General features: G+C 58.9%; 21 protein-coding genes, 1 pseudogene and 1 riboswitch. Of the genes and pseudogenes, 7 read left to right on the plus strand and 15 right to left on the minus strand.

From position 1 onward, the window contains the following. Positions 1 to 27: 27 nt before the first annotated feature. A riboswitch (cobalamin riboswitch) is annotated at positions 28 to 262 on the minus strand. 153 nt (positions 263 to 415) lie between these two features. Beyond that, positions 416 to 1000 carry a hypothetical protein gene (locus tag KGA81_RS01500; RefSeq protein WP_223529448.1) on the plus strand — a complete coding sequence of 195 codons (585 nt, stop codon included), beginning with the start codon at positions 416 to 418 and terminating at the stop codon, positions 998 to 1000. 67 nt (positions 1001 to 1067) lie between these two features. Here KGA81_RS01500 and KGA81_RS01505 read toward each other — a convergent pair whose 3' ends face one another. The 6 genes from KGA81_RS01505 to KGA81_RS01530 all read right to left on the minus strand — a co-directional run bounded on the left by KGA81_RS01505 (position 1068) and on the right by KGA81_RS01530 (position 6403). Beyond that, positions 1068 to 1730, minus strand: coding sequence for a class I SAM-dependent methyltransferase (locus tag KGA81_RS01505; protein ID WP_223544266.1), 663 nt, complete (start codon positions 1728 to 1730; stop codon positions 1068 to 1070). A gap of 18 nt (positions 1731 to 1748) precedes the next feature. Continuing rightward, positions 1749 to 2285, minus strand: coding sequence for a C40 family peptidase (locus KGA81_RS01510; RefSeq protein WP_223544267.1), 537 nt, complete (start codon positions 2283 to 2285; stop codon positions 1749 to 1751). Between the two features lie 165 nt (positions 2286 to 2450). Then, positions 2451 to 3083, minus strand: a complete 633-nt coding sequence (locus KGA81_RS01515; RefSeq protein WP_223544268.1) for a C40 family peptidase — start codon at positions 3081 to 3083, stop codon at positions 2451 to 2453. 222 nt (positions 3084 to 3305) lie between these two features. Next, positions 3306 to 4010, minus strand: a complete 705-nt coding sequence (hda, locus tag KGA81_RS01520) for a DnaA regulatory inactivator Hda (protein WP_007898944.1) — start codon at positions 4008 to 4010, stop codon at positions 3306 to 3308. Positions 4011 to 4240: 230 nt separating this feature from the next. Then, positions 4241 to 5314 (minus strand): AI-2E family transporter, encoded by a 1074-nt coding sequence (locus tag KGA81_RS01525; RefSeq protein ID WP_223544269.1) that lies wholly within the window; start codon positions 5312 to 5314, stop codon positions 4241 to 4243. Between the two features lie 36 nt (positions 5315 to 5350). After that, positions 5351 to 6403, minus strand: a complete 1053-nt coding sequence (locus KGA81_RS01530; RefSeq protein ID WP_223544270.1) for a DUF2066 domain-containing protein — start codon at positions 6401 to 6403, stop codon at positions 5351 to 5353. A 386-nt stretch (positions 6404 to 6789) separates the two neighbouring features. On the opposite strand from KGA81_RS01530, the gene purM reads away from it, so the two are divergent. The 5 genes from purM (at position 6790) to KGA81_RS01555 (ending at position 10706) form a co-directional block, all read left to right on the plus strand. Next, the gene (purM, locus tag KGA81_RS01535; protein WP_223544271.1) at positions 6790 to 7848 is read left to right on the plus strand and encodes a phosphoribosylformylglycinamidine cyclo-ligase; all 1059 of its coding nucleotides are present in this window, start codon (positions 6790 to 6792) and stop codon (positions 7846 to 7848) included. Then, positions 7848 to 8498, plus strand: coding sequence for a phosphoribosylglycinamide formyltransferase (purN, locus tag KGA81_RS01540; protein WP_223463325.1), 651 nt, complete (start codon positions 7848 to 7850; stop codon positions 8496 to 8498). Before purM ends, purN begins: the two co-directional genes overlap by 1 nt. An 8-nt stretch (positions 8499 to 8506) precedes the next feature. Further along, a complete protein-coding gene (locus KGA81_RS01545; protein ID WP_223544272.1) occupies positions 8507 to 9220 on the plus strand; it encodes a DUF3108 domain-containing protein in 714 nt (237 codons plus the stop codon). 140 nt (positions 9221 to 9360) lie between these two features. After that, on the plus strand, positions 9361 to 9777 hold the full coding sequence (locus KGA81_RS01550) for an OsmC family protein (protein WP_223544273.1): 417 nt from the start codon (positions 9361 to 9363) through the stop codon (positions 9775 to 9777). A gap of 62 nt (positions 9778 to 9839) precedes the next feature. After that, positions 9840 to 10706: a pirin family protein gene (locus KGA81_RS01555; protein WP_223544274.1), complete on the plus strand. Its 867-nt coding sequence runs from the start codon at positions 9840 to 9842 to the stop codon at positions 10704 to 10706. A 169-nt stretch (positions 10707 to 10875) separates the two neighbouring features. Here the strand turns inward: KGA81_RS01555 and KGA81_RS01560 are convergent, their stop codons facing one another. The 4 genes from KGA81_RS01560 to KGA81_RS01575 form a co-directional block, all read right to left on the minus strand. Further along, positions 10876 to 11604, minus strand: coding sequence for a dienelactone hydrolase family protein (locus tag KGA81_RS01560; RefSeq protein WP_223544275.1), 729 nt, complete (start codon positions 11602 to 11604; stop codon positions 10876 to 10878). 66 nt (positions 11605 to 11670) lie between these two features. Further along, on the minus strand, positions 11671 to 13575 hold the full coding sequence (htpG, locus tag KGA81_RS01565) for a molecular chaperone HtpG (RefSeq protein ID WP_223544276.1): 1905 nt from the start codon (positions 13573 to 13575) through the stop codon (positions 11671 to 11673). 80 nt (positions 13576 to 13655) lie between these two features. Further along, on the minus strand, positions 13656 to 14108 hold the full coding sequence (locus KGA81_RS01570) for a PaaI family thioesterase (protein ID WP_223544277.1): 453 nt from the start codon (positions 14106 to 14108) through the stop codon (positions 13656 to 13658). Next, positions 14105 to 14581 (minus strand): PaaI family thioesterase, encoded by a 477-nt coding sequence (locus tag KGA81_RS01575; RefSeq protein WP_223544278.1) that lies wholly within the window; start codon positions 14579 to 14581, stop codon positions 14105 to 14107. The genes KGA81_RS01570 and KGA81_RS01575 overlap by 4 nt, the downstream gene beginning before the upstream one ends. 158 nt (positions 14582 to 14739) lie before the next feature. On the opposite strand from KGA81_RS01575, the gene KGA81_RS01580 reads away from it, so the two are divergent. After that, positions 14740 to 15003 (plus strand): hypothetical protein, encoded by a 264-nt coding sequence (locus KGA81_RS01580; protein ID WP_223544279.1) that lies wholly within the window; start codon positions 14740 to 14742, stop codon positions 15001 to 15003. A 67-nt stretch (positions 15004 to 15070) separates the two neighbouring features. On the opposite strand, the pseudogene KGA81_RS01585 reads toward KGA81_RS01580, so the two are convergent. The 5 genes and pseudogenes from KGA81_RS01585 to sucC form a co-directional block, all read right to left on the minus strand. Further along, positions 15071 to 15187, minus strand: a pseudogene (locus tag KGA81_RS01585) (MAPEG family protein); the annotation flags it as partial. Positions 15188 to 15205: 18 nt separating this feature from the next. Beyond that, positions 15206 to 15943, minus strand: a complete 738-nt coding sequence (locus tag KGA81_RS01590; protein ID WP_223544280.1) for a DUF599 domain-containing protein — start codon at positions 15941 to 15943, stop codon at positions 15206 to 15208. 269 nt (positions 15944 to 16212) lie between these two features. After that, positions 16213 to 17526, minus strand: coding sequence for a branched-chain amino acid transport system II carrier protein (gene brnQ, locus KGA81_RS01595; RefSeq protein ID WP_223544281.1), 1314 nt, complete (start codon positions 17524 to 17526; stop codon positions 16213 to 16215). 381 nt (positions 17527 to 17907) lie between these two features. Beyond that, positions 17908 to 18789, minus strand: a complete 882-nt coding sequence (sucD, locus tag KGA81_RS01600; protein ID WP_007919877.1) for a succinate--CoA ligase subunit alpha — start codon at positions 18787 to 18789, stop codon at positions 17908 to 17910. After that, on the minus strand, positions 18789 to 19955 hold the full coding sequence (sucC, locus tag KGA81_RS01605) for an ADP-forming succinate--CoA ligase subunit beta (RefSeq protein WP_007919879.1): 1167 nt from the start codon (positions 19953 to 19955) through the stop codon (positions 18789 to 18791). The genes sucD and sucC overlap by 1 nt, the downstream gene beginning before the upstream one ends. Positions 19956 to 20104: the final 149 nt, after the last annotated feature.

Here is a 20104-nt window from a genome sequence, read left to right on the forward strand (position 1 = left end):
GCAACAAGCCTGGCATCGCCCACCGTGATGCCGCTGGATGAATCAGGCCGGTCTCCGGGCTCATGAGTGGCCGCGGGGCCAGACTGTGCGCCTTCCCGTATCAAATCGACACAGTGGCATCACACACAGTTTTCACTCATTTACCGTTGCGGGGGCAGCGCCGGAATTGCGGACCTTCGACCAACAGAAGGACTCACTCACCGGCTTCCCTGTTTCACTCTGTCGACCCAAGCCACAGAGCACCTGAAACAAGCGGCGAAGGTTAGAGGGTTGGGGGTGGAGCGTCAATTAAAGCCGGGAGGCGATCGACCGATTGACTGTCATCAATCAATAAACTGACGTCAATCTTGTGCCACGATCCCAGCAGTGATATCAAAGAGCCACAACTTATCAACACAACAATAAGGGTGAGCCCATGCAAGGCATGATCATCAGCAATCCAAAGCTGGAATTCCTGCGCCCGGTGCTCGAGCGCTGGTTCGAATGCATCGACCGTTACAACGCCGTCCGCGGTGATGGCGACACGCCGTACTGGCACGACGAAAAAGCCAATCTCGGACTGCTGTCTGCCGCCGCCTGGATGGCCGAGATGGTCACGCTGCAACAGACACCAACCCGCAAACAGACCGAAGAAGGCGAGCGCAACAGCCGCGCCGACCTGTTCCTCGCCTCGCCCGAAACCCGCGCCTACATTCAGACCACCCAGCGCTGGCCACGGGTCAACAGCCTCAACCTGAGCCAGGCCCTGCTCGACATCGCCAGCGATGCCAAGCGCGTGAGCCACGCCAGCGACCTGAAACTCGGCTGCCTGTTCGTCGCCCCGCAAAAAGCCCAGCAAGGCGCCACGCCGGAAGAACTCCAGGACATGGTCGACGACCTGCAAAAGGAACACACCTGCGCGGTCGCCTGGTATTTCCCATACGCCTATCGCAAATTGCGCAACGAAGCCGGCAACTATCACCCCGGCATTGCAGTGCTGTTCAAGGAAGCTCGCGGCTGAGGCGTTGAACCGGACTTGGTGGGAGCGAGCCTGTGGCGAGGGGGCTCGCTCCTACAGGATTCAACACTCAGCGCTTGCGGCAGAGCGTCAACCCATCCCCGATCGGCAACAACGAAAGATCTACCCGCATATCGTTTTTCAACGCCCGGTTGAGCACCTGGATCGCCCGGGTGTCCGCGCTCTCGGGACTGGTCTCCAGCACGCGCCCGCTCCACAGGGTGTTATCGAACACCGCCAGCCCGCCGACCCGCAGCAATCCCAGTGCGTGTTCCAGATAATTCGGGTAGTTGGCCTTGTCGGCATCGATGAACACCAGGTCGTACTGCCCGCCCTGCCCTTGTCGCTCAAGCTCTGCGAGGGTTTCCAGCGCCGGGGCCAGGCGCAGGTCAATCCGTCCGGCAAGCCCCGCCTCCTGCCAGTACCGTCGTGCGATGGCGTTGTAGTCGCCGGGGATATCACAGCAAATCAGCAAGCCGTCAGCCGGTAATGCCGACGCCATGCACAGGGCGCTGTAACCGGTGAAAGTGCCGACTTCGAGCAAGCGCCTGGCCCCCGTCAGTTTCACCAGCAAAGCGAGAAACTGCCCCTGCTCCGGCGCCACCTGCCAACGTGCCATCGGCAGCGCCTGGGTCTCATCGCGCAAGCGCTTGAGCAGTGGCGTTTCGCGCAGGGAGACATCGAGCAGGTATTGGTACAGGGCGTCGTCGAGATTAAGCGTGCGAGCAGTCATGACCACCGCCTCCGGACGTTACGGGTTGCGCGCCAGATGTTCAGGCTGCAGAACACGCTTGGCGCTCAGATAAGCCTTTTGCCAATAAGCCTTGGACAAGCTGTCGAGCTTCACGGTGCCGCCGGTGGCCGGCGCGTGGACGAAGCGCCCTTCTCCCACGTAGATGCCGGCATGGCTGACCTGGGAACCGCCATTGGTGGCGAAGAAAATCAGGTCACCGGTTTGCAGACCTTCCTTGCCCACATTCGCCGCTTGCATGGAGATCATTTCACGAGTGGTGCGCGGCAGGGAAATACCGGCGACATCGCGGTACACATAACCGATCAGGCCGCTGCAATCAAATCCGGAATCCGGCGTATTACCACCCCAACGATAAGGCGTGCCCACCAGGCCAAGCGCGCGAAACAGCACGTCTTGTGCCTCGGGCGAAAAAGCTTCTGAGGATCCGAATACGACGGGAGCGCGAACCACCTGCGCGGGTGGCGGTGTGCGGCTGGCGCAGGCACTGAGCAGCGCTGCGAAGCACATGATTGCGAGGCGGGCCGACATCGTCATAAGCAGAGCATCCTGATCTGGCTGCGGCTTTTTCTGCGGGGAGCGCAGAAAAGAAAACCGCCTGCGTTGGACGCAGGCGGTTTGCCATCATTTGTAGATCAAGATTCTAGCGGGTATACGACAAACTTCAAGTAAGACTTTAAGTTCGCCCTACAAACTGTCCGTTTATTTACGTGCAGTGACGATTGGCGACGCGTTAGGTGCCATCGCCAGGGCGCGCTTGGCTTCGATGAAGGTCTTGTTCCAGTAACTGTCGCCCAGACTATCGATGCGCACCCCACCGCTGCGGCGGCTGCTGGAGTGGATGAACTGGTTGTCACCCAGGTAGATCCCGGCGTGACTGACACGGCCACGACGGCCATTGGTTGCGAAGAACAGCAGGTCGCCCGGCTCAAGCTTGCTGCGCGAGACCAGCGGAGCGTCCACGTTGATCATTTCGCGGGTGGAGCGTGGCAGGTTCATGCCCGCCTCTTCGCGAAACAGGTAACCGATGAAACCGCTGCAATCGAAGCCGGCTTCAGAAGTACCGCCGAAACGGTAACGGGTACCGATCAGGGACATGCCACGTTCGAGGATGCTGTCGGCCAGGACCGGAAGCTGGTAGGACTTGCCGCCAGCGAAGTCGGCCAGTTCTTTTTCGGTTGCAAGCTCTTCCTGATAAAGAGCGGAAGACTGGGCAGTTGCAGAATTCTTGACCTGCTGTTGTTGCTCTTGCTGGGACACCGGAGTGTGGGCAGCGCAACCGAACAACAGGGTAACGAGTGCGAGAGGCACGAGGGGTGCGAAGCGGTTTAGCATGGGCACGACCGTGGCTGATAGTTGTAAAGAAGCCGAGACTATGCCCTCTATCATCCTGATTTGCAAATTCAATCGATCTTTTTGTGACTTATCCGTTTCTCGTTTACATCTAAGCGCTTAAGCCCATTTTAAACATACGCGCAGCCTGCAACCGGGCAGGAAAGCGGGATTTCTGGCGCCTGAAATTCGCCGAACAGGCTAGAAGCCCCGGATTCAGCGGGTTTACCAGCCGAGGGTTTCTTTCAAGAAGGGGATTGTCAGCTTGCGCTGAGCCTGGAGGGAGGCCTGATCGAGACGCTCGAGCAGCTCGAACAGCGCACTCATGCTGCGGGTACCGCGAGTCAAAATGAAATGCCCGACTTCGTCGGTCAGGTGCAGGCCACGACGGGATGCGCGCAATTGCAGGGCGCGCAGTTTGTCCTCATCGGAAAGCGGTCGCATCTGGAAGATCAGGGCCAGGGTCAGGCGCGACTTGAGATCCGCCAGCTTCACCGGCAACTCACGGGGGGATGTCGACGCGGCAATCAGCAAGCGTCGGCCGCTGTCGCGCAAGCGATTGAACAGATGGAACAGCGCCTCTTCCCAGTCCGCCTTGCCGGCAACCGCCTGCAGGTCATCGAGACAGACCAGTTCGTACTGTTCAAGGTTGTCGAGAATTTCAATACCGCGATCGAGCAGCTCGGCCAGCGGCAGATAGACCGCAGGCTCCCCCAATTGCTCGAAGCGCAGGCAGGCGGCCTGCAACAGATGCGTACGCCCTACCCCATCCTTGCCCCAAAGGTATATCAGGCTCTCGGTCCAGCCGGCGTCGGCTTCGCACAGCCGCTCGACATAGCCGAGTGCAGCGGCATTGGCGCCTGGGTAGTAATTGATAAAGGTGGCGTCGTCACGCAGACGCACACCTAGGGGCAGCTGAATCGGTTTCATCCTGACTGAACAGTTCCAAAGGAACCGTTAGTGGCCTCTGTGTAAAGTTTGCGAAGTTTATACCCGTGAGCCGGGCCGCACAATGCGACAGACCACAAGCAAAATCAAAGGTTTGCGTTAATGCACTGGTTTTATGACAGTTTCTTTGGCGGTGCATGTGACAGTCGCGCGATGCAAGCAGGCTGACCCGCCATGAACCGGGTCAACTCGCCATCACCCATCGACACCCCTTACCGCTCCGGCTCGTCGATACTCCCGTAGATTTCAGAATCCTTATATAAATCACGTACATGACGCACCAGCACCATGATCACCGCCGCGACCGGCAATGCCAGTAGTACACCGGTAAAGCCAAACAGCTCCCCACCGGCCAGAATCGAGAAAATCACCGCCACCGGGTGCAGGCCAATCCGGTCACCCACCAGCAACGGCGTCAGCACCATACCCTCCAGCGCCTGGCCGACCATGAACACCGCGACAATACCGAGCATCGGGTAAAGATCACCACCGAACTGGAACAACCCCGCAAGCAGCGCCGCGCCAATGCCGATGATAAAACCCATGTACGGCACGATCGCCGCCAGACCGGCAATCAGGCCAATCAACAAACCCAGTTCCAGCCCGACCAGCATCAGGCCCGCTGCGTAGATCACACCCAAGGCCACCATCACCAGCAACTGTCCGCGAACGAAGGCTCCGAGCACTTCGTGGCATTCACCCGCCAGGGCTACCGCGCGCGCTTCACGATCACGGGGCAGCAGGCTGCGGATCCTGGACATCATCAAGTCCCAATCGCGCAACAGATAGAAGCTCACCACAGGGATCAGCACCAGATTCGCCAACCAGCCAATCAACGCCAGCCCCGAGGCGGTGGCATGGCTCAACACGACACCGACAATATCGGTGGTCTGACTCATATGCTCGCTGATGGCGGCCTTCAGCCTGTCGAACTTCCAGAAACCTTCCGACAGGCCGAATTTCGATTGCACCCAGGGCAACGCCGTGTGCTGCAGCCAGTCGAGCATCTGCGGGGCCAACTCATACAAACGAAACAACTGCCTGGCGAGCAACGGCACCAAGACCAACAGCAGCGCGGTGAAGATCAATGTAAACAGGGTAAACACGGCCACGACACCCAAGGTTCGAGACAGGCCTGCCTTCTCCAGCCGATCCACCAGCGGGTCGAACAGGTAGGCCAACAGCAGCGCCACCAGGAACGGCGTCAGGATCGGATGCAACAACCAGACAAACGCACACAGCAGGACCACCCCACCGAGCCAGAACCAACGCCGCGTATCGGCCATGAACCACTCCATTGTTTCTATATAAAGAAAGAAAAACTACCAGCGAAAACGCAGCTGCGGTGTCGGGGCTGGCGCTGGGGCAGGCACCGCACCCCCGGCGGCAGGTTGAACCGGCACCGCCGGGGCCGGCGCCTGACCCGCCGGCGTTTCCTGCAGCCTTGCCAGCGACAGTTGTGCACGCAGTTGATCGGCGCTGCCATTGACCCTATAGACAATCCGATCGCCGTCGACACTTTGCACACGCCCGCCAAATGGCTCCAGCAAGCGCCCAAGGGACGCGTAGTGCTCAAGATTCATGCCTTGCACCTCCAGCAATTGCTCACTCGAAGCCCCGGCCTTGGCAACAAACCGCGGCGCCAGGCGCTCGTTGACCGCCAGCATCACCGCATCGGCCACGGCGGCCTGATCGGCGCCCTGCACGCTGCCTGCCTCTTTTTTATCCCCCAGCCACAATTGCCACTTGGCTTGCCACTGCCCGCCCTCCTCCTTGGCGTGTACCGCGAGCAGGGCGTCGGCGCTGTAGCGTTCCGATGCCGCAAGCAAAGGCGCCGGATCTGCGCCCTCCAGATTCGGCGCGGTCGCGACGATCTGTTCATTCAAATCCGCCAATGGCAAGCGCAATGGCAAACCACGGTGTTGAGCGGCCCGACGCAACGGCGCTGCGCTGGCCTGACCGTCGCCCACCAGACTTGAACCCTCGGTGGAGTCATTCAACCACCAGCCGAGGATCGACGGCCGATTGGCCCCCCACATCGCCAGGCCGGCGCGGCGCAAGGCTTGCTCGGTGGTGCCCGGATCGAAATCGACTTTCAGGACTTCCGGCGGCCCGGCATCGAAGCCGTACTGGCTGATGATCTGTTGCGGGTCTTTGCGAATCGCTGCCAGCCCCGGACTTTGAGCGGCCTTGGGGTCGCCGGTCAGGCGCAATACCAATGTGTCCAACGCTCGCTGAGTCGCCTGGTCGCGCTCCTCGGGCGATTGGCCATTCACCGGCTCGCGTACCTGGTAAAGGCCTTTGACGGTTTCGGCATGACTGGCCAGACTGACCACTGACAAACAACTCACAAGCAAGAATTTACAAAAACGCATGGAAGAATCCTGACGACAAGAGCGGCTGGAACAGACCGCATGAAAGCGATCGAGCAAGGCTGTGACCATTGCCCGACGCAAAACATTCACACGTTCCGGGTAAGTTTTCGCACTGTCATAACGATAGACGGTTAATCACGACACCTTATACAGCCATGCAGGATGCCACCGACACCGCGCATCAACGGTTTTTTTTGAACGGATATGGCCCTGCTGTCGGCCTGAGGATGGCCGCTGCGGCTCAAGCCTGATAAAATCGCGCGCCTTCGCAGACCGGCAACAGCCGGGTAGTGTCCGAATAGCGCGCATGGCTCTCGCCTACGCAGTTTCGGCGTTCCCGATGAACTCGGTCGTTACCCAGAAATCCCCCCCTAAAGGCCTGGATCATGAGCAAGCAACCCTCCCTGAGCTACAAAGACGCCGGTGTAGACATCGACGCCGGCGAAGCATTGGTCGAACGCATCAAGAGCGTCGCCAAGCGCACTGCGCGCCCGGAAGTCATGGGCGGCCTGGGCGGTTTCGGCGCCCTCTGCGAAATCCCGGCCGGCTACAAGCAGCCTGTGCTGGTTTCCGGCACTGACGGCGTTGGCACCAAGCTGCGCCTGGCACTGAACCTGAACAAGCACGACAGCATCGGCATCGACCTGGTCGCCATGTGCGTCAACGACCTGGTGGTGTGCGGCGCCGAGCCGCTGTTCTTCCTCGACTACTACGCCACTGGCAAACTGAACGTCGACACCGCCGCCCAGGTTGTGACCGGTATCGGCGCTGGCTGCGAACTGTCGGGTTGCTCCCTGGTCGGCGGCGAAACCGCTGAGATGCCGGGCATGTACGAAGGCGAAGACTACGACCTGGCCGGTTTCTGCGTCGGCGTCGTGGAAAAGTCCGAAATCATCGACGGCTCCAAGGTTGCTGCTGGCGATGCCCTGCTCGCCCTGCCGTCCTCCGGCCCGCACTCCAACGGCTACTCGCTGATCCGCAAGATCATCGAAGTGTCCGGCGCCGACATCGAAAACACCCAGCTCGACGGCAAGCCGCTGACCGACCTGCTGATGGCCCCGACCCGTATCTACGTGAAGCCGCTGCTCAAGCTGATCAAGGAAACCGGCGCTGTCAAAGCCATGGCCCACATCACCGGTGGCGGCCTGCTGGACAACATTCCGCGCGTTCTGCCAAAAGGCGCGCAAGCCGTGGTTGACGTAGCGAGCTGGACCCGTCCTGCCGTGTTCGACTGGCTGCAAGAGAAAGGCAACGTTGACGAGAACGAAATGCACCGCGTGCTGAACTGCGGCGTGGGCATGGTTATCTGCGTTGGCCAGGAGCACGTTGAAACCGCGCTGAACGTGCTGCGCGAAGCCGGCGAGCAGCCTTGGGTCATCGGTCAGATCGCCACCGCTGCCGAAGGCGCGGCTCAGGTCGAACTGAAGAACCTTAAGGCGCACTGATGCCTAAAACCTGTGATGTGGTGGTGCTGTTGTCCGGCACCGGCAGTAACTTGCAGGCCTTGATCGATAGCACGCGGACCGGCGACAGCCCGGTTCGCATCGCTGCGGTGATTTCCAACCGCGCCGACGCCTACGGCCTGCAACGCGCCAGGGACGCGGGTATCGATACCCGCACCCTGGATCACAAGGCTTTCGAAGGTCGCGAGGCCTTCGACGCCGCGCTGATCGAACTGATCGACGCCTTCAACCCCGAACTTGTGGTACTGGCCGGATTCATGCGCATTCTCAGCGCTGGCTTCGTACGCCACTATCAGGGTCGCCTGCTCAATATCCATCCTTCGCTGCTACCCAAATACAAAGGGTTACACACTCATCAGCGTGCATTGGAGGCCGGCGACACCGAGCACGGCTGCTCCGTGCACTTCGTCACCGAGGAACTCGATGGCGGACCACTGGTCGTACAGGCTGTAATACCGGTAGAGTTACAGGATTCGCCGCAGAGTCTGGCGCAGCGAGTCCACGTTCAGGAACACCTGATCTACCCGATGGCCGTACGCTGGTTTGCCGAAGGTCGTCTGGCCCTCGACGAGCAAGGTGCTTTACTGGATGGACAGTTACTCGCGGCCAGCGGCCACTTGATTCGAAACTAGGAGATTCTATGCGTCGCGCCCTGCTCTTTGCTTGCGCTCTGCTCACCTTGCCCTTCGCCCAGGCGGCGGACCTTCAACCCTTCTCCGCCAGCTACACCGCCGACTGGAAACAGCTGCCCATGAGTGGCACTGCCGAGCGCAACCTGACCCAGGAAGCCGATGGTGTCTGGAAGCTCAGCTTCAAGGCTTCGATGATGATCGCCAGCCTGACCGAAGAAAGCACCCTGACCGTCGACAAGGACACCCTGCTGCCTAAGTCCTATCACTTCGAACGCGGCGGCCTGGGCAAGGCCAAAAAGGCTGACCTGGACTTCGACTGGACCACCAAAATGGTCACTGGCTCCGATCGCGGTGATCCGGTCAAGGTTCCGCTGAACCGTGGCATGCTCGACAAATCCAGCTATCAACTGGCCTTGCAGCACGATGTCGCTGCTGGCAAAAAAAGCATGAGCTATCAGGTAGTCGACGGCGATGAAGTCGATACCTATGACTTCCGCGTGCTGGGCCCGGAAAAGGTTGACACCAAGGCCGGCAAGATCGACGCGATCAAGGTTGAACGTGTACGCGACCCGACGCAAAACAAACGCATCACCGTAATGTGGTTCGCCAAGGACTGGGATTACCTGCTGGTGCGCCTGCAACAGGTGGAAACCGACGGCAAGGAGTACAACATCATGCTCCTGGACGGCAAGGTCAACGGCAAGACTGTCAAAGGCAGCTGATCCGGATCGATACCATGAAGCCCCGCCATTGCGGGGCTTTTTTTGGGTTCGAAAATTGGAACACCCGATAAGCGCAATGGCTCTATACCTTCAAGGTCTTTTTTGATCGAATGAGTTTCCTGTCGCCTGCGAGGTTCCCCATGACCGTTACTGTCAACACCGTTTCTGCCGAAGGTTTTCGCCACAGCGTACAAATCGATGACCACGAACTCTTCGCCGACGTGCCCGTCACGGCCGGCGGTGATGGCTCGGCACCGGAACCGCACGATTATTTCGATGCCGCACTAGGCGCCTGCAAGGCCCTGACCCTGAAGCTGTATGCCAGGAAAAAGGACATCCCGTTGACCGGTGTCGGCGTGGAGGTCAAGCGCGACAACAGCCTGGAACAGAAAGGCCAATACGTGCTGCACGTCAAACTGACCCTCAAGGGCGTACTCACCGACGCCCAGCGCGACGAACTGCACCGCGTGGCCGATCGCTGCCCGATCCACAAGCTGATTACCACCTCTGAAGTGAGCATCGAAACGCATTTGTCCGAAGGCGCGTTCAGCCAATAGCGGCAAGGGCTGCGCAAGCGGGTTATGCTCGAACGCATCACCCGCTCAGCCTGGAACGCACCATGAACACTCCGCTCGTGATCCGCCCCCGCACCGAAGATGTCGAAGGCCAGCCGATTCTGCGCCCGCTGCCATCAGCCAAGTGCCGTAGCGTGGGGCCATTCGTGTTTTTCGACCACATGCTGGAAACCCGTTACCCACCGGGCAAAGGCATGAACATCCGCCAGCATCCGCACATCGGCCTGTCCACCCTCACCTACTTGTTCCAGGGGCAAATCCAGCACAAGGACAGCCTCGGATCCGATCAAGTGGTCGGGACTGGCGATGTCAGCTGGATGACGGCCGGCAGCGCCATCGCCCACGTCGAACGCACGCCCGAGGCGCTGAAAAAAAGCGGCTTCACGATGCACGGCTTACAGATCTGGCTGGCTTCACCCAAGGACAAAGAGCAAGGTCCTGGGCATTACAGTCACCATCCGGCGTCGACTTTGCCGGTCAGCGAAAACCTGGGGGTGAAGATCCGCATGATTGCCGGGTCGGGTTTTTGCCTGGAATCACCAGTGCCGGTGCTTTCTCCTACGCTGTACGCGGAACTGCACCTGCAAACGGCGACGACATTGCTGGTCCCCACCGAGCATGAAGAACGTGCGCTGTATGTACTGAGCGGCGAGGTGCAGCTGGATGGCGAGCCGCTGGAGCCGCATTCGCTGGTGGTACTGCCTGCCGGGGAAGAGATGACCCTGTTTGCTGAAAGCGACAGTCACGCCGTGTTGTTCGGCGGTGCTCCGCTGGACGGGCCACGGCGGATCAACTGGAATTTTGTCGCGAGCGATCCGGCGGCGATTGATGAAGCACGCCGGCGCTGGGCAGCCGGGGACTGGCCGACGGTGCCGGGGGAAGTTGAGCGGATCGAACTGCCTTCGGCTTAGCGTCGTTCATTCAATTGCCATCGCGAGCAAGCTCGCTCCCACAGGGGAATGGTGTCGTACGCAATTCTTGCGGTCGACTCGGTCTACTGTGGGAGCGAGCTTGCTCCGGGCGGCGCTCCGACGATGAGGCCGGCACTTACACCGGCCAAGCGTTAATTGAAAACCGCAATCAACCCTTGAACACTTCATCCAGCAAGTTATGCATCGACGTGAACGCGCGCGTAGCGACCTTCGCGTCATACATCATCATGCCCGGCACATTGGCGTGCGGGTCGGTGAACGAGTGCACCGCACCGCCGTAGCTCAGCAACTGCCAGTCCACCCCGGCGGCGTTCATTTCATCTTCGAACGCCGGCAACTGCTCCTTCGGCACCAGTGGATCAGAGGCACCGTGCAGCACCAGGACCTTGCCCTTGATGTTTTTCGCATCGGCCGGGTTCGGCGTGTCCAGCGTGCCGTGGAACGATACCGCAGCTTTCACCGGCGCGCCGGTACGAGCAAACTCCAGGGCGCAGCAACCGCCGAAGCAGAAACCGAAAGTGGCCAGTTTCGAAGTATCGACAGCCACTTCACCCTGACTTTGCAGCTGTTCGAACGCCACCTGCATGCGCTTGCGCAACAACGCCCGGTCATTCTTCAACGGCATCATGGCCGCGCCTGCCTCGTCATTGTTTGTCGGACGAACCGATTGACCGTAAAGGTCTGCGATCAACACCGCATAGCCCTTGGACGCCACCGACCTGGCGATCTCCTCCGCACCGGCGCCGACGCCCATCCAGTTCGGCGCCATCAACAAACCCGGGCGCGGGCCTTTCTGGTCGGCATCGAAGGCCAGACGGCTTTCGTAAGCCTGGCCGTCAATCTGATAAGCAACGGAACGTACAGTGATTTGGCTCATTTCTGACTCCTGATTTTTGAACACCAGAATGAGAAAACCCGCCGAAGCGGGTTTTCTGCTACCTGGTTAAGCTGACAGCTCAACCAACAGCTTGTTCAGACGGCGCACATAGGCCGCCGGGTCTTTCAAGCTGTCACCGGCCGCCAGCGCCGCCTGATCGAAGAGGATATGCGACAGGTCGCCGAAGCGCTCGTCACTCTGCTCGTTGTCGAGCTTCTCGATCAGCGGGTGAGCCGGGTTGAATTCGAAGATCGGCTTCGAATCCGGAACCTTCTGGCCGCTGGCTTCCAGAATCTGGCGCATCTGCAAGCCCAGGTCCTGCTCGCCGATGGCCAGGATCGCCGGGGAGTCGGTCAGGCGATGGGACACCCGAACTTGCGCAACGGATTCGCCCAGGGCGGTCTTCAGACGCTCGACCAGACCCTCTTTGGCCTTGGCGACTTCTTGCGCAGCCTTCTTGTCCTCTTCCGAGTCCAGGTTGCCCAGATCCAGGTCACCGCGCGCCACATCGACGAAGCTCTTGCCGTCGAAGTCGCTGAGGTAGCTCATCAGCCACTCGTCGATGCGATCGGTCAATAGCAACACTTCGATGCCTTTCTTGCGGAAGACTTCCAGGTGCGGGCTGTTCTTGACCTGCGCGTAGGTTTCGCCGGTAAGGTAGTAGATCTTGTCCTGGCCTTCCTTGGCGCGCGCCAGGTACTCGGCCAGGCCAACAACCTGCTCGCCATCGTCGCCATGGGTCGATGCGAAACGCAGCAGGCCGGCGATTTTCTCCTTGTTGGCGAAATCTTCTGCCGGGCCTTCTTTCATGACCTGACCGAAGTCTTTCCAGAAGCCTTTGTATTTCTCAGGCTCGTTTTTCGCCAGTTTTTCCAGCATGTCCAGAACGCGCTTGGTCAACGCCGACTTCATGGAATCGATGATCGGGTCTTTCTGCAGGATTTCCCGCGACACGTTCAGCGACAGGTCGTTGGAGTCGACCACGCCTTTGATGAAGCGTAGGTACAGCGGCAGGAAGGACTCAGCCTGATCCATGACGAACACACGCTGCACGTACAGCTTCAGGCCTTTCGGTGCTTCACGCTGGTACAGATCGAACGGAGCGCGGCTCGGCACGTACAGCAGCGAGCTGTATTCCAGCTTGCCTTCGACCTTGTTGTGGCTCCAGCTCAGCGGGTTTTCAAAATCGTGAGCGATGTGCTTGTAGAACTCCTGATACTCCTCGTCCTTGATCTCGGTACGCGGACGGGTCCACAGGGCACTGGCGCGGTTGACGGTTTCCCACTCAACGGCCGGCTTCTCTTCACCTTCGGCAGCGGCCACTTCTTTCGGCAGCTCGATCGGCAAGGCGATGTGGTCGGAGTACTTCTTGATGATGTTGCGCAAGCGCCAGCCATCGGCGAACTCGTCTTCACCGGATTTCAGGTGCAGGACAATGCGAGTGCCGCGCTCGGCCTTGTCGATGGTTGCAACTTCGAAATCGCCTTCGCCCTTGGACGACCAGTGCACCCCTTCGCTGGCAGCGCTGCCGGCACGACGGCTGAACACATCGACTTTGTCGGCGACGATGAATGCGGAGTAGAAACCGACACCGAACTGGCCGATCAGGTGCGAGTCTTTCTTCTGGTCGCCGGTCAGGTGCTTCATGAAATCGGCGGTGCCGGACTTGGCGATGGTGCCCAGGTGGGTGATCGCGTCTTCACGGCTCATGCCGATACCGTTGTCTTCGAGGGTGACGGTTTTAGCGTCCTTGTCGAAGCTCACGCGGATTTTCAGTTCAGCGCCACCTTCCAGCAGCTCTGGCTTGGCCAGGGCTTCGAAACGTAATTTGTCGACTGCGTCAGAGGCGTTCGAGATCAATTCGCGAAGGAAAATTTCCTTGTTGGAATACAGCGAATGGATCATGAGATGCAGCAGTTGCTTCACCTCGGTCTGGAAGCCCAGGGTTTCCTTTTGAGTTTCCACACTCATGGTCATCAAACTCCAATCAGATGGCTTAAGCCGCGACCTGAGGGTCGACGGCGGGTTGTCCTCAGAGTTTGGGGCTCCGTTCAGGATTTCAAGGGCTCTTCGAGTTTGAAATGTGCGCGGGCCGTGGCAATGGGTTCGGCCTCAGTGCTTTGCCAGGCGGTAATCGCCACGTTGGCGACCCGGCGGCCCTGACGGCAAACCTGGCATCGAGCCCAGGTATCGCGAAACTGCCCGGCGCGCAGGTAATCCAGGGAGAAGTCGATGATCTTCGGCACCCCGGGCGTTCCGGTAAACGCCACCAGGTGCAGCGCCGCGGTCAACTCCATGAATCCGGCGATCACACCGCCATGAATCGCCGGCAACAACGGGTTGCCAATGTTGTCCTTGTTCGCTGGCAGCTTGAACAGCAACTCATCTCCCACCCGTGAACATTCGACGCCGATCAGCCGGGCATAGGGAATCAAATCCAGCAGCGAGGCGTAATCGCCCTGCTCGTGGGCCTTGTGCAATGGGTCCTGCAGAGATTCACTCATTGCGCACCGCCGGCAACCACGCCACCAAAGCCCTTGGTACCCTTGATGCCCTTGCCCATGCGCATGAAAGTGCCCACCACATGGGCAATGGGTTGCCCGGGGTCGTCCTGATAGGCGAAGCCACGGGCAAAAATCACGTCGGTGGTGACCCGATAGCATTGGGCAAGGCCGTAGACATCCTTATGTGGCTCAGCTGCGTGCATGTAGTCAATGCGCAGGTCGAGGGTCGGGCAGACCTCGAACTCCGGGAGTACGCAGAGCGTCGCCATGCCACAGGCCGTGTCCATCAGCGAGGTCAGCGCCCCACCGTGAATCACGCCGGTTTCGGGATTGCCGACGATCTGCGGGCTGTACGGCAGCACAATCGTCAGCCCTTCGCTGCTGGCGCTATGAACGCTTAATCCAAGTACCTGACAATGTCGCAGCGCCGACAGAAAGCGCGTCGCACGCTCAAAAACGGGATTTTCAGCCATTTGATAAAAGCCCCTGTTTAAATCCGTACAGTGCAGTGGAGGTCCGGATAAAAGTTCCGCATTAGAACAAACTTATATATCTGAAAGAATTAAGGAACTTAACGCTGATACTTGGGTTCTTAAGGCCAGTAGATGCTTTTCATCAGGAGAAACACCCCATGCGTAAGACTTTAGCTATTGCCTTGATGTTGACCGCTTCCCTCGGTCTCGCTGCCTGCGATAAAAAATCCGAGGACAAAGCTCAAGATGCTAACCAACATGCTGAGCAAGCCCAGCAAAAAATGAACGAAGCTCAGGATAAAGTGAACGAGGCGGCGAAAGAAAACGCCGAAGCCGCCAAAGATCAGGCTGAACCGAACGCAGAAGCGCCAAAAGAGGCTGCTCCAGCCGCTCCAGCTGCTCCGCAAGCACCTAAGTACTAATCCGTATTTTTGTGTGATGAAAGAAAACCCGCCAAGTGCGGGTTTTCTTTTGTCTTCAAAAAAGCGATTAGAGAAAGATCGTGCGAAAAGTCGGACTAATCATCAACAACAAAAAACAGATTAATCCCACCAGCTAAACCAGACTGCGCTGCCAAGCCAGATCCCTCCAGTAACACGCTGGATAGCCAGCGCGGACGCCCGATCAGGCAGCTTCTTTATTCACCTCGGACGATGGCGCCTCTGTAGGGGTATAGACCATCACATCGAGAACGTCGGAGTGAAACTCGCGGCGATACAATACGAAGACCACACCGGCACTCATCAACATGAACAGCCATGGACTAACGAACCAGGCCAGCATGGTCATGCCGAAGTAATAAGAGCGCAGGCCAAAGTTGAACTGGTTGGCGGCCATGGAGATGACTCGGGCTGCACGGGCTGCAAAGGCCTTGCGCTCCTGTTCGGACACATGGCGTTCACCGACCATCGGCGCCGACCCCACCAGTATCGCTGCAAAGTTGTACTGGCGCATGCACCAGCTGAACGTGAAGAACCCATAGACAAACACCAGCGCCAGGCACAGCAACTTGATTTCCGACATGCCCTGGGAAGCCTGCTGCACCATCGGGATATCCGCCAGCAACGATACCGCCCGCTCCGAAGCCCCCAACACCGTGAGAATACCGGCCAGGATAATCAACGTACTCGAGGCGAAGAACGAAGCGTTGCGCTCCAGGTTGCCAATCACGCTGGCATCGGCGATGCGGTTGTCGCGCAACAGCATGCGACGCATCCAGTCTTCGCGATAAAGGTGCAAAACACTGGCCAGGCACGCCGTATCACGGCCCTTCCATGTGGCATAGCGGGTGTAACCGCCCCAGCAGATAACGAACCAGAAAGCGGCAAGAATGTGGATCAGGTTGGCGTGGATGAACGACATGCAGGTCCTTGTGATGTATTTGTAGGAGCGAGCTTGCTCGCGAAGAACCTGAGAGCAACGCGCCTATCCAGAAATCACGCGCCATAGTTCACGACCTACGCGAGCAATCGAGCGTCGACCGGCTGCTCCTACAATGGGTTTGGCAGTCTTTCGACGTTAGCCCGGAAAAAAAGACACTGCCTCAATCCCATAAAAAATGCCCCGTATCGATTGATACGGGGCATTTCTGTTTCTGCTCAAAACCCGCTTGTGGCGGGCCGTGAAGCGACTTAAGCCAAGGCTTCGGCGCGCTTGCCCAGCAGGCGATCGCAAACCACTGCGACCACCAGTGTCATCACCGACGGCACCAGCCAGGCCAGGCCCTGCTCGCTCAGCGGCAGGTGGGCCATTTGCGTCGGCATCCAGTCCGCCAGGCCTGCACCCTTGAGGGCGTCGATCAGGCCGAAGACGAACGACACCAGCATGACCGGGCCGAGGATACGACCCTGCTCATGCCAGAAGTCCTTGCAGAAGCTCAACGCCACCAGAACGATGCACGGCGGGTAGATCGCGGTGAGCACCGGGATCGAGAACGCAATCAGCTTGGTGAGGCCCAGGTTGGACACCAGCAGGGAGAATGCAGCAAGGATGATGACCAGCGTCTTGTAGGACAGTGGCAGCACTCGGCTGAAGTACTCGGCACAGGCACAGGTCAGGCCGACCGCAGTCACCAGGCACGCGAGCGAAATCAGCACGGCCAGGAAACCACTACCCAGAGAACCGAAGGTGTGCTGCACGTAAGCATGCAATACCGCCGCGCCATTGGTAGCGCCAGCGGCCACTTCGTGGCTGCCTGAACCCAGGCGGAACAGGCTGACGTAAACCAGTGCCAGACCTACACCGGCAATCAGACCGGCAATGATCGCGTAACGGGTGATCAGTGCTGGCGACTCGACACCGCGGGAGCGGATGGCGTTGACGATGACGATGCCGAACACCAGGGCGCCCAGGGTATCCATGGTCAGGTAACCATTGATGAAACCTTGGGAAAACGGCGCTGCCATGTATTCAGGGGTTGCATGGCCAATGTCACCGGCCGGCAGGGCGAAGGCTGCGATGCCCAGCACGGCCAGGGCGAAGATCTTCAGCGGCGCGAGGAAGCGCCCCACGGTATCGAGCAAACGGCCCGGATACAGCGAGATGAAGAACACCAGCAGGAAGTACACAGCACTGTACAGGAACAACGCCAGCGGGCTCTCGCCGGTCAGTGGCGCCAGGCCCACTTCGAAGGATACCGTGGCGGTACGTGGCGTCGCGAACAGTGGCCCTACGGCCAGATAGCAGGCAGCCGCCAACAGGCCGCCAGCCACTTTACCGATCGGGCTGCTCAATGCATCCATTGCCCCACCGACTTTGGCCAGTGCAACAACGGTGATCACCGGCAGACCGACCGCGGTGACCAGAAAGCCCAGCGCCGCCATCCAGACATTGGGCCCGGACTGCAGACCGACGATAGGCGGGAAGATGATGTTGCCAGCCCCGACGAACAGGGCAAACGTCATAAAACCAAGCGCCAGGATGTCCTGGCCTTTCAACACTTTCATTAAGGAAATACCACACTACTGAATCGGAATTTAGAGAGGGATTTCCCTATGGGTGAGGGAAATGCTGTCGGTCCGTATGAGACCAACCCTTTTAGCGCGTTGCTGCCTTGTGGGCCGCAGACGCAAAAATGGCCCGTAGACTAACGAATTTGGCCGATAAACGCACTGTTTGAGGGCGAACTATCCGATACACGACATTTCCATGTCGCGTTTTCGTACGAAATTTCGCCTTGTAGGAGCTGGCTTGCCAGCGAAAGCGCCATACCTGACACACCGCGTCGCCTTATTCGCCGGCAAGCCGGCTCCTACAGATTCTGCAGAAACGACAAAGGCCACCCGAAGGTGGCCTTTGCCTGGTGAAGCGTCAGCCAAGCACGAGGCTTACTTGACAGCCCAACCGGTCAGCTCGGCCAGGGCCTTGCCGATGTCTGCCAGCGAACGCACGGTTTTAACGCCTGCGTCTTGCAGAGCAGCGAATTTCTCGTCTGCAGTGCCTTTGCCGCCAGAGATGATTGCGCCAGCATGGCCCATGCGCTTGCCCGGAGGAGCAGTCACACCAGCGATGTAGGAAACAACCGGCTTGGTCACGTGTGCCTTGATGTAGGCAGCCGCTTCTTCTTCAGCCGAACCGCCGATCTCACCGATCATCACGATCGCTTCGGTCTTCGGGTCTTCCTGGAACAGCTTCAGGATGTCGATGAAGTTCGAACCCGGGATCGGGTCACCACCGATGCCGACGCAAGTCGACTGACCGAAACCGGCGTCAGTAGTCTGCTTCACAGCTTCGTAGGTCAGGGTGCCGGAACGGGAAACGATACCGACTTTGCCTGGCAAGTGAATGTGACCTGGCATGATGCCGATCTTGCATTCGCCTGGGGTGATCACGCCTGGGCAGTTAGGGCCGATCAGGACTACGCCCAGCTCGTCGCACTTAACTTTAGCGTCCAGCATGTCCAGGGTAGGAATGCCTTCGGTGATGCACACGATCAGCTTGATGCCGCCGAAGGCAGCTTCCAGGATCGAGTCCTTGCAGAAAGGAGCCGGAACGTAGATCACGCTGGCGGTGGCGCCAGTGGCAGCTACAGCGTCTTTCACGGTGTTGAACACTGGCAGGCCCAGATGCTCGGTGCCGCCTTTGCCTGGAGTTACGCCACCGACCATCTTGGTGCCGTATTCGATGGCTTGCTGGGTGTGGAAACTACCTTGCGAACCGGTAATACCCTGGCAGATAACTTTGGTGTCTTTATTGATCAGGACGCTCATTATTTGCCCTCCGCAGCTTTAACGACTTGTTGAGCAGCGTCGGTCAGGCTGGTAGCAGCGATGATGTTCAAACCGCTTTCTGCCAGTACTTTAGCGCCCAGCTCAGCGTTGTTGCCTTCAAGGCGAACAACAACCGGGATTTTCACGCCGACTTCTTTCACTGCACCGATGATGCCTTCGGCAATCATGTCGCAACGAACGATGCCGCCGAAGATGTTGACCAATACTGCAGCGACGTTAGTGTCGGACAGAATGATCTTGAACGCTTCGGTAACGCGTTCCTTGGTAGCACCACCGCCCACGTCGAGGAAGTTGGCTGGCTTGCCGCCATGCAGGTTGACGATGTCCATGGTACCCATGGCCAGGCCAGCACCGTTGACCATGCAACCGATGTTGCCTTCCAGCGCTACGTAGTTCAGTTCGAACTTGGCAGCGTGCGCTTCGCGCGGATCGTCCTGCGACGGATCGTGGAAAGTCTTCAGCTTAGGCTGACGGTACATGGCGTTGGCGTCGATGTTGATCTTGGCGTCCAGGCAGTGCAGATCGCCGTCAGCCTTGATCACCAGCGGGTTCACTTCCAGCAGAGCCAGGTCGTGATCCTTGAACAGCTTGGCCAGACCCACGAAGATCTTGGCGAACTGGGCAACCTGCTTGCCTTCCAGACCCAACTGGAATGCCAGCTCGCGACCCTGGAATGGCTGAGCGCCAACCAGTGGATCGATAGTGGCTTTCAGAATTTTTTCTGGAGTGTCGTGAGCGATTTTCTCGATGTCCACGCCACCTTCGGTGGAAGCCATGAACACGATACGACGGCTCGAACGGTCAACGACAGCGCCCAGGTACAGCTCTTTAGCGATATCAGTGCACGATTCAACCAGGATCTTGGTGACTGGCTGACCATTGGCGTCAGTCTGGTAAGTCACCAGACGCTTGCCCAGCCACTGCTGTGCGAAGGCCTTGGCGTCTTCTTTGCTGCGAACCAGCTTTACGCCGCCCGCTTTACCGCGACCACCGGCGTGGACCTGGGCTTTGACAACCCACTCGCTGCCGCCGATTTTGTCGCAAGCTTCTGCTGCTGCTTCCGGGGTGTCTACCGCGTAACCGGTGGAAACTGGCAGGCCGTACTCAGCGAACAGCTGCTTACCCTGATACTCGTGAAGATTCATGCTTATTACCGTCTTCGTTAGGTACTGCGCATTCGGTGCTGCACTCATTCAAGTGCCGCACCACCTGTGACTGCTGCTTGCATGGCCTTTCCGGATACCCGGTGCAGCCACGCAAGACTGCGTCCAGCGGATATTCCGCGGTGAGTCTT

This window comes from Pseudomonas sp. A-B-19 (assembly GCF_019947515.1).
Lineage (GTDB): Bacteria > Pseudomonadota > Gammaproteobacteria > Pseudomonadales > Pseudomonadaceae > Aquipseudomonas.

Coding starts and splice junctions, on each gene's coding strand:
- htpG (WP_223544276.1), bottom strand. CDS start 13,575: ATGAGTGTGGAAACTCAAAAGGAAACCCTGGGCTTCCAGACCGAGGTG.
- KGA81_RS01590 (WP_223544280.1), bottom strand. CDS start 15,943: ATGTCGTTCATCCACGCCAACCTGATCCACATTCTTGCCGCTTTCTGG.
- sucC (WP_007919879.1), bottom strand. CDS start 19,955: ATGAATCTTCACGAGTATCAGGGTAAGCAGCTGTTCGCTGAGTACGGC.
- purN (WP_223463325.1), top strand. CDS start 7,848: ATGCCTAAAACCTGTGATGTGGTGGTGCTGTTGTCCGGCACCGGCAGT.
- purM (WP_223544271.1), top strand. CDS start 6,790: ATGAGCAAGCAACCCTCCCTGAGCTACAAAGACGCCGGTGTAGACATC.
- KGA81_RS01555 (WP_223544274.1), top strand. CDS start 9,840: ATGAACACTCCGCTCGTGATCCGCCCCCGCACCGAAGATGTCGAAGGC.
- hda (WP_007898944.1), bottom strand. CDS start 4,010: ATGAAACCGATTCAGCTGCCCCTAGGTGTGCGTCTGCGTGACGACGCC.
- KGA81_RS01525 (WP_223544269.1), bottom strand. CDS start 5,314: ATGGCCGATACGCGGCGTTGGTTCTGGCTCGGTGGGGTGGTCCTGCTG.
- sucD (WP_007919877.1), bottom strand. CDS start 18,789: ATGAGCGTCCTGATCAATAAAGACACCAAAGTTATCTGCCAGGGTATT.
- KGA81_RS01580 (WP_223544279.1), top strand. CDS start 14,740: ATGCGTAAGACTTTAGCTATTGCCTTGATGTTGACCGCTTCCCTCGGT.
- KGA81_RS01560 (WP_223544275.1), bottom strand. CDS start 11,604: ATGAGCCAAATCACTGTACGTTCCGTTGCTTATCAGATTGACGGCCAG.
- KGA81_RS01545 (WP_223544272.1), top strand. CDS start 8,507: ATGCGTCGCGCCCTGCTCTTTGCTTGCGCTCTGCTCACCTTGCCCTTC.
- KGA81_RS01530 (WP_223544270.1), bottom strand. CDS start 6,403: ATGCGTTTTTGTAAATTCTTGCTTGTGAGTTGTTTGTCAGTGGTCAGT.
- KGA81_RS01570 (WP_223544277.1), bottom strand. CDS start 14,108: ATGAGTGAATCTCTGCAGGACCCATTGCACAAGGCCCACGAGCAGGGC.
- KGA81_RS01515 (WP_223544268.1), bottom strand. CDS start 3,083: ATGCTAAACCGCTTCGCACCCCTCGTGCCTCTCGCACTCGTTACCCTG.
- KGA81_RS01575 (WP_223544278.1), bottom strand. CDS start 14,581: ATGGCTGAAAATCCCGTTTTTGAGCGTGCGACGCGCTTTCTGTCGGCG.
- KGA81_RS01500 (WP_223529448.1), top strand. CDS start 416: ATGCAAGGCATGATCATCAGCAATCCAAAGCTGGAATTCCTGCGCCCG.
- KGA81_RS01505 (WP_223544266.1), bottom strand. CDS start 1,730: ATGACTGCTCGCACGCTTAATCTCGACGACGCCCTGTACCAATACCTG.
- KGA81_RS01510 (WP_223544267.1), bottom strand. CDS start 2,285: ATGACGATGTCGGCCCGCCTCGCAATCATGTGCTTCGCAGCGCTGCTC.
- KGA81_RS01550 (WP_223544273.1), top strand. CDS start 9,361: ATGACCGTTACTGTCAACACCGTTTCTGCCGAAGGTTTTCGCCACAGC.
- brnQ (WP_223544281.1), bottom strand. CDS start 17,526: ATGAAAGTGTTGAAAGGCCAGGACATCCTGGCGCTTGGTTTTATGACG.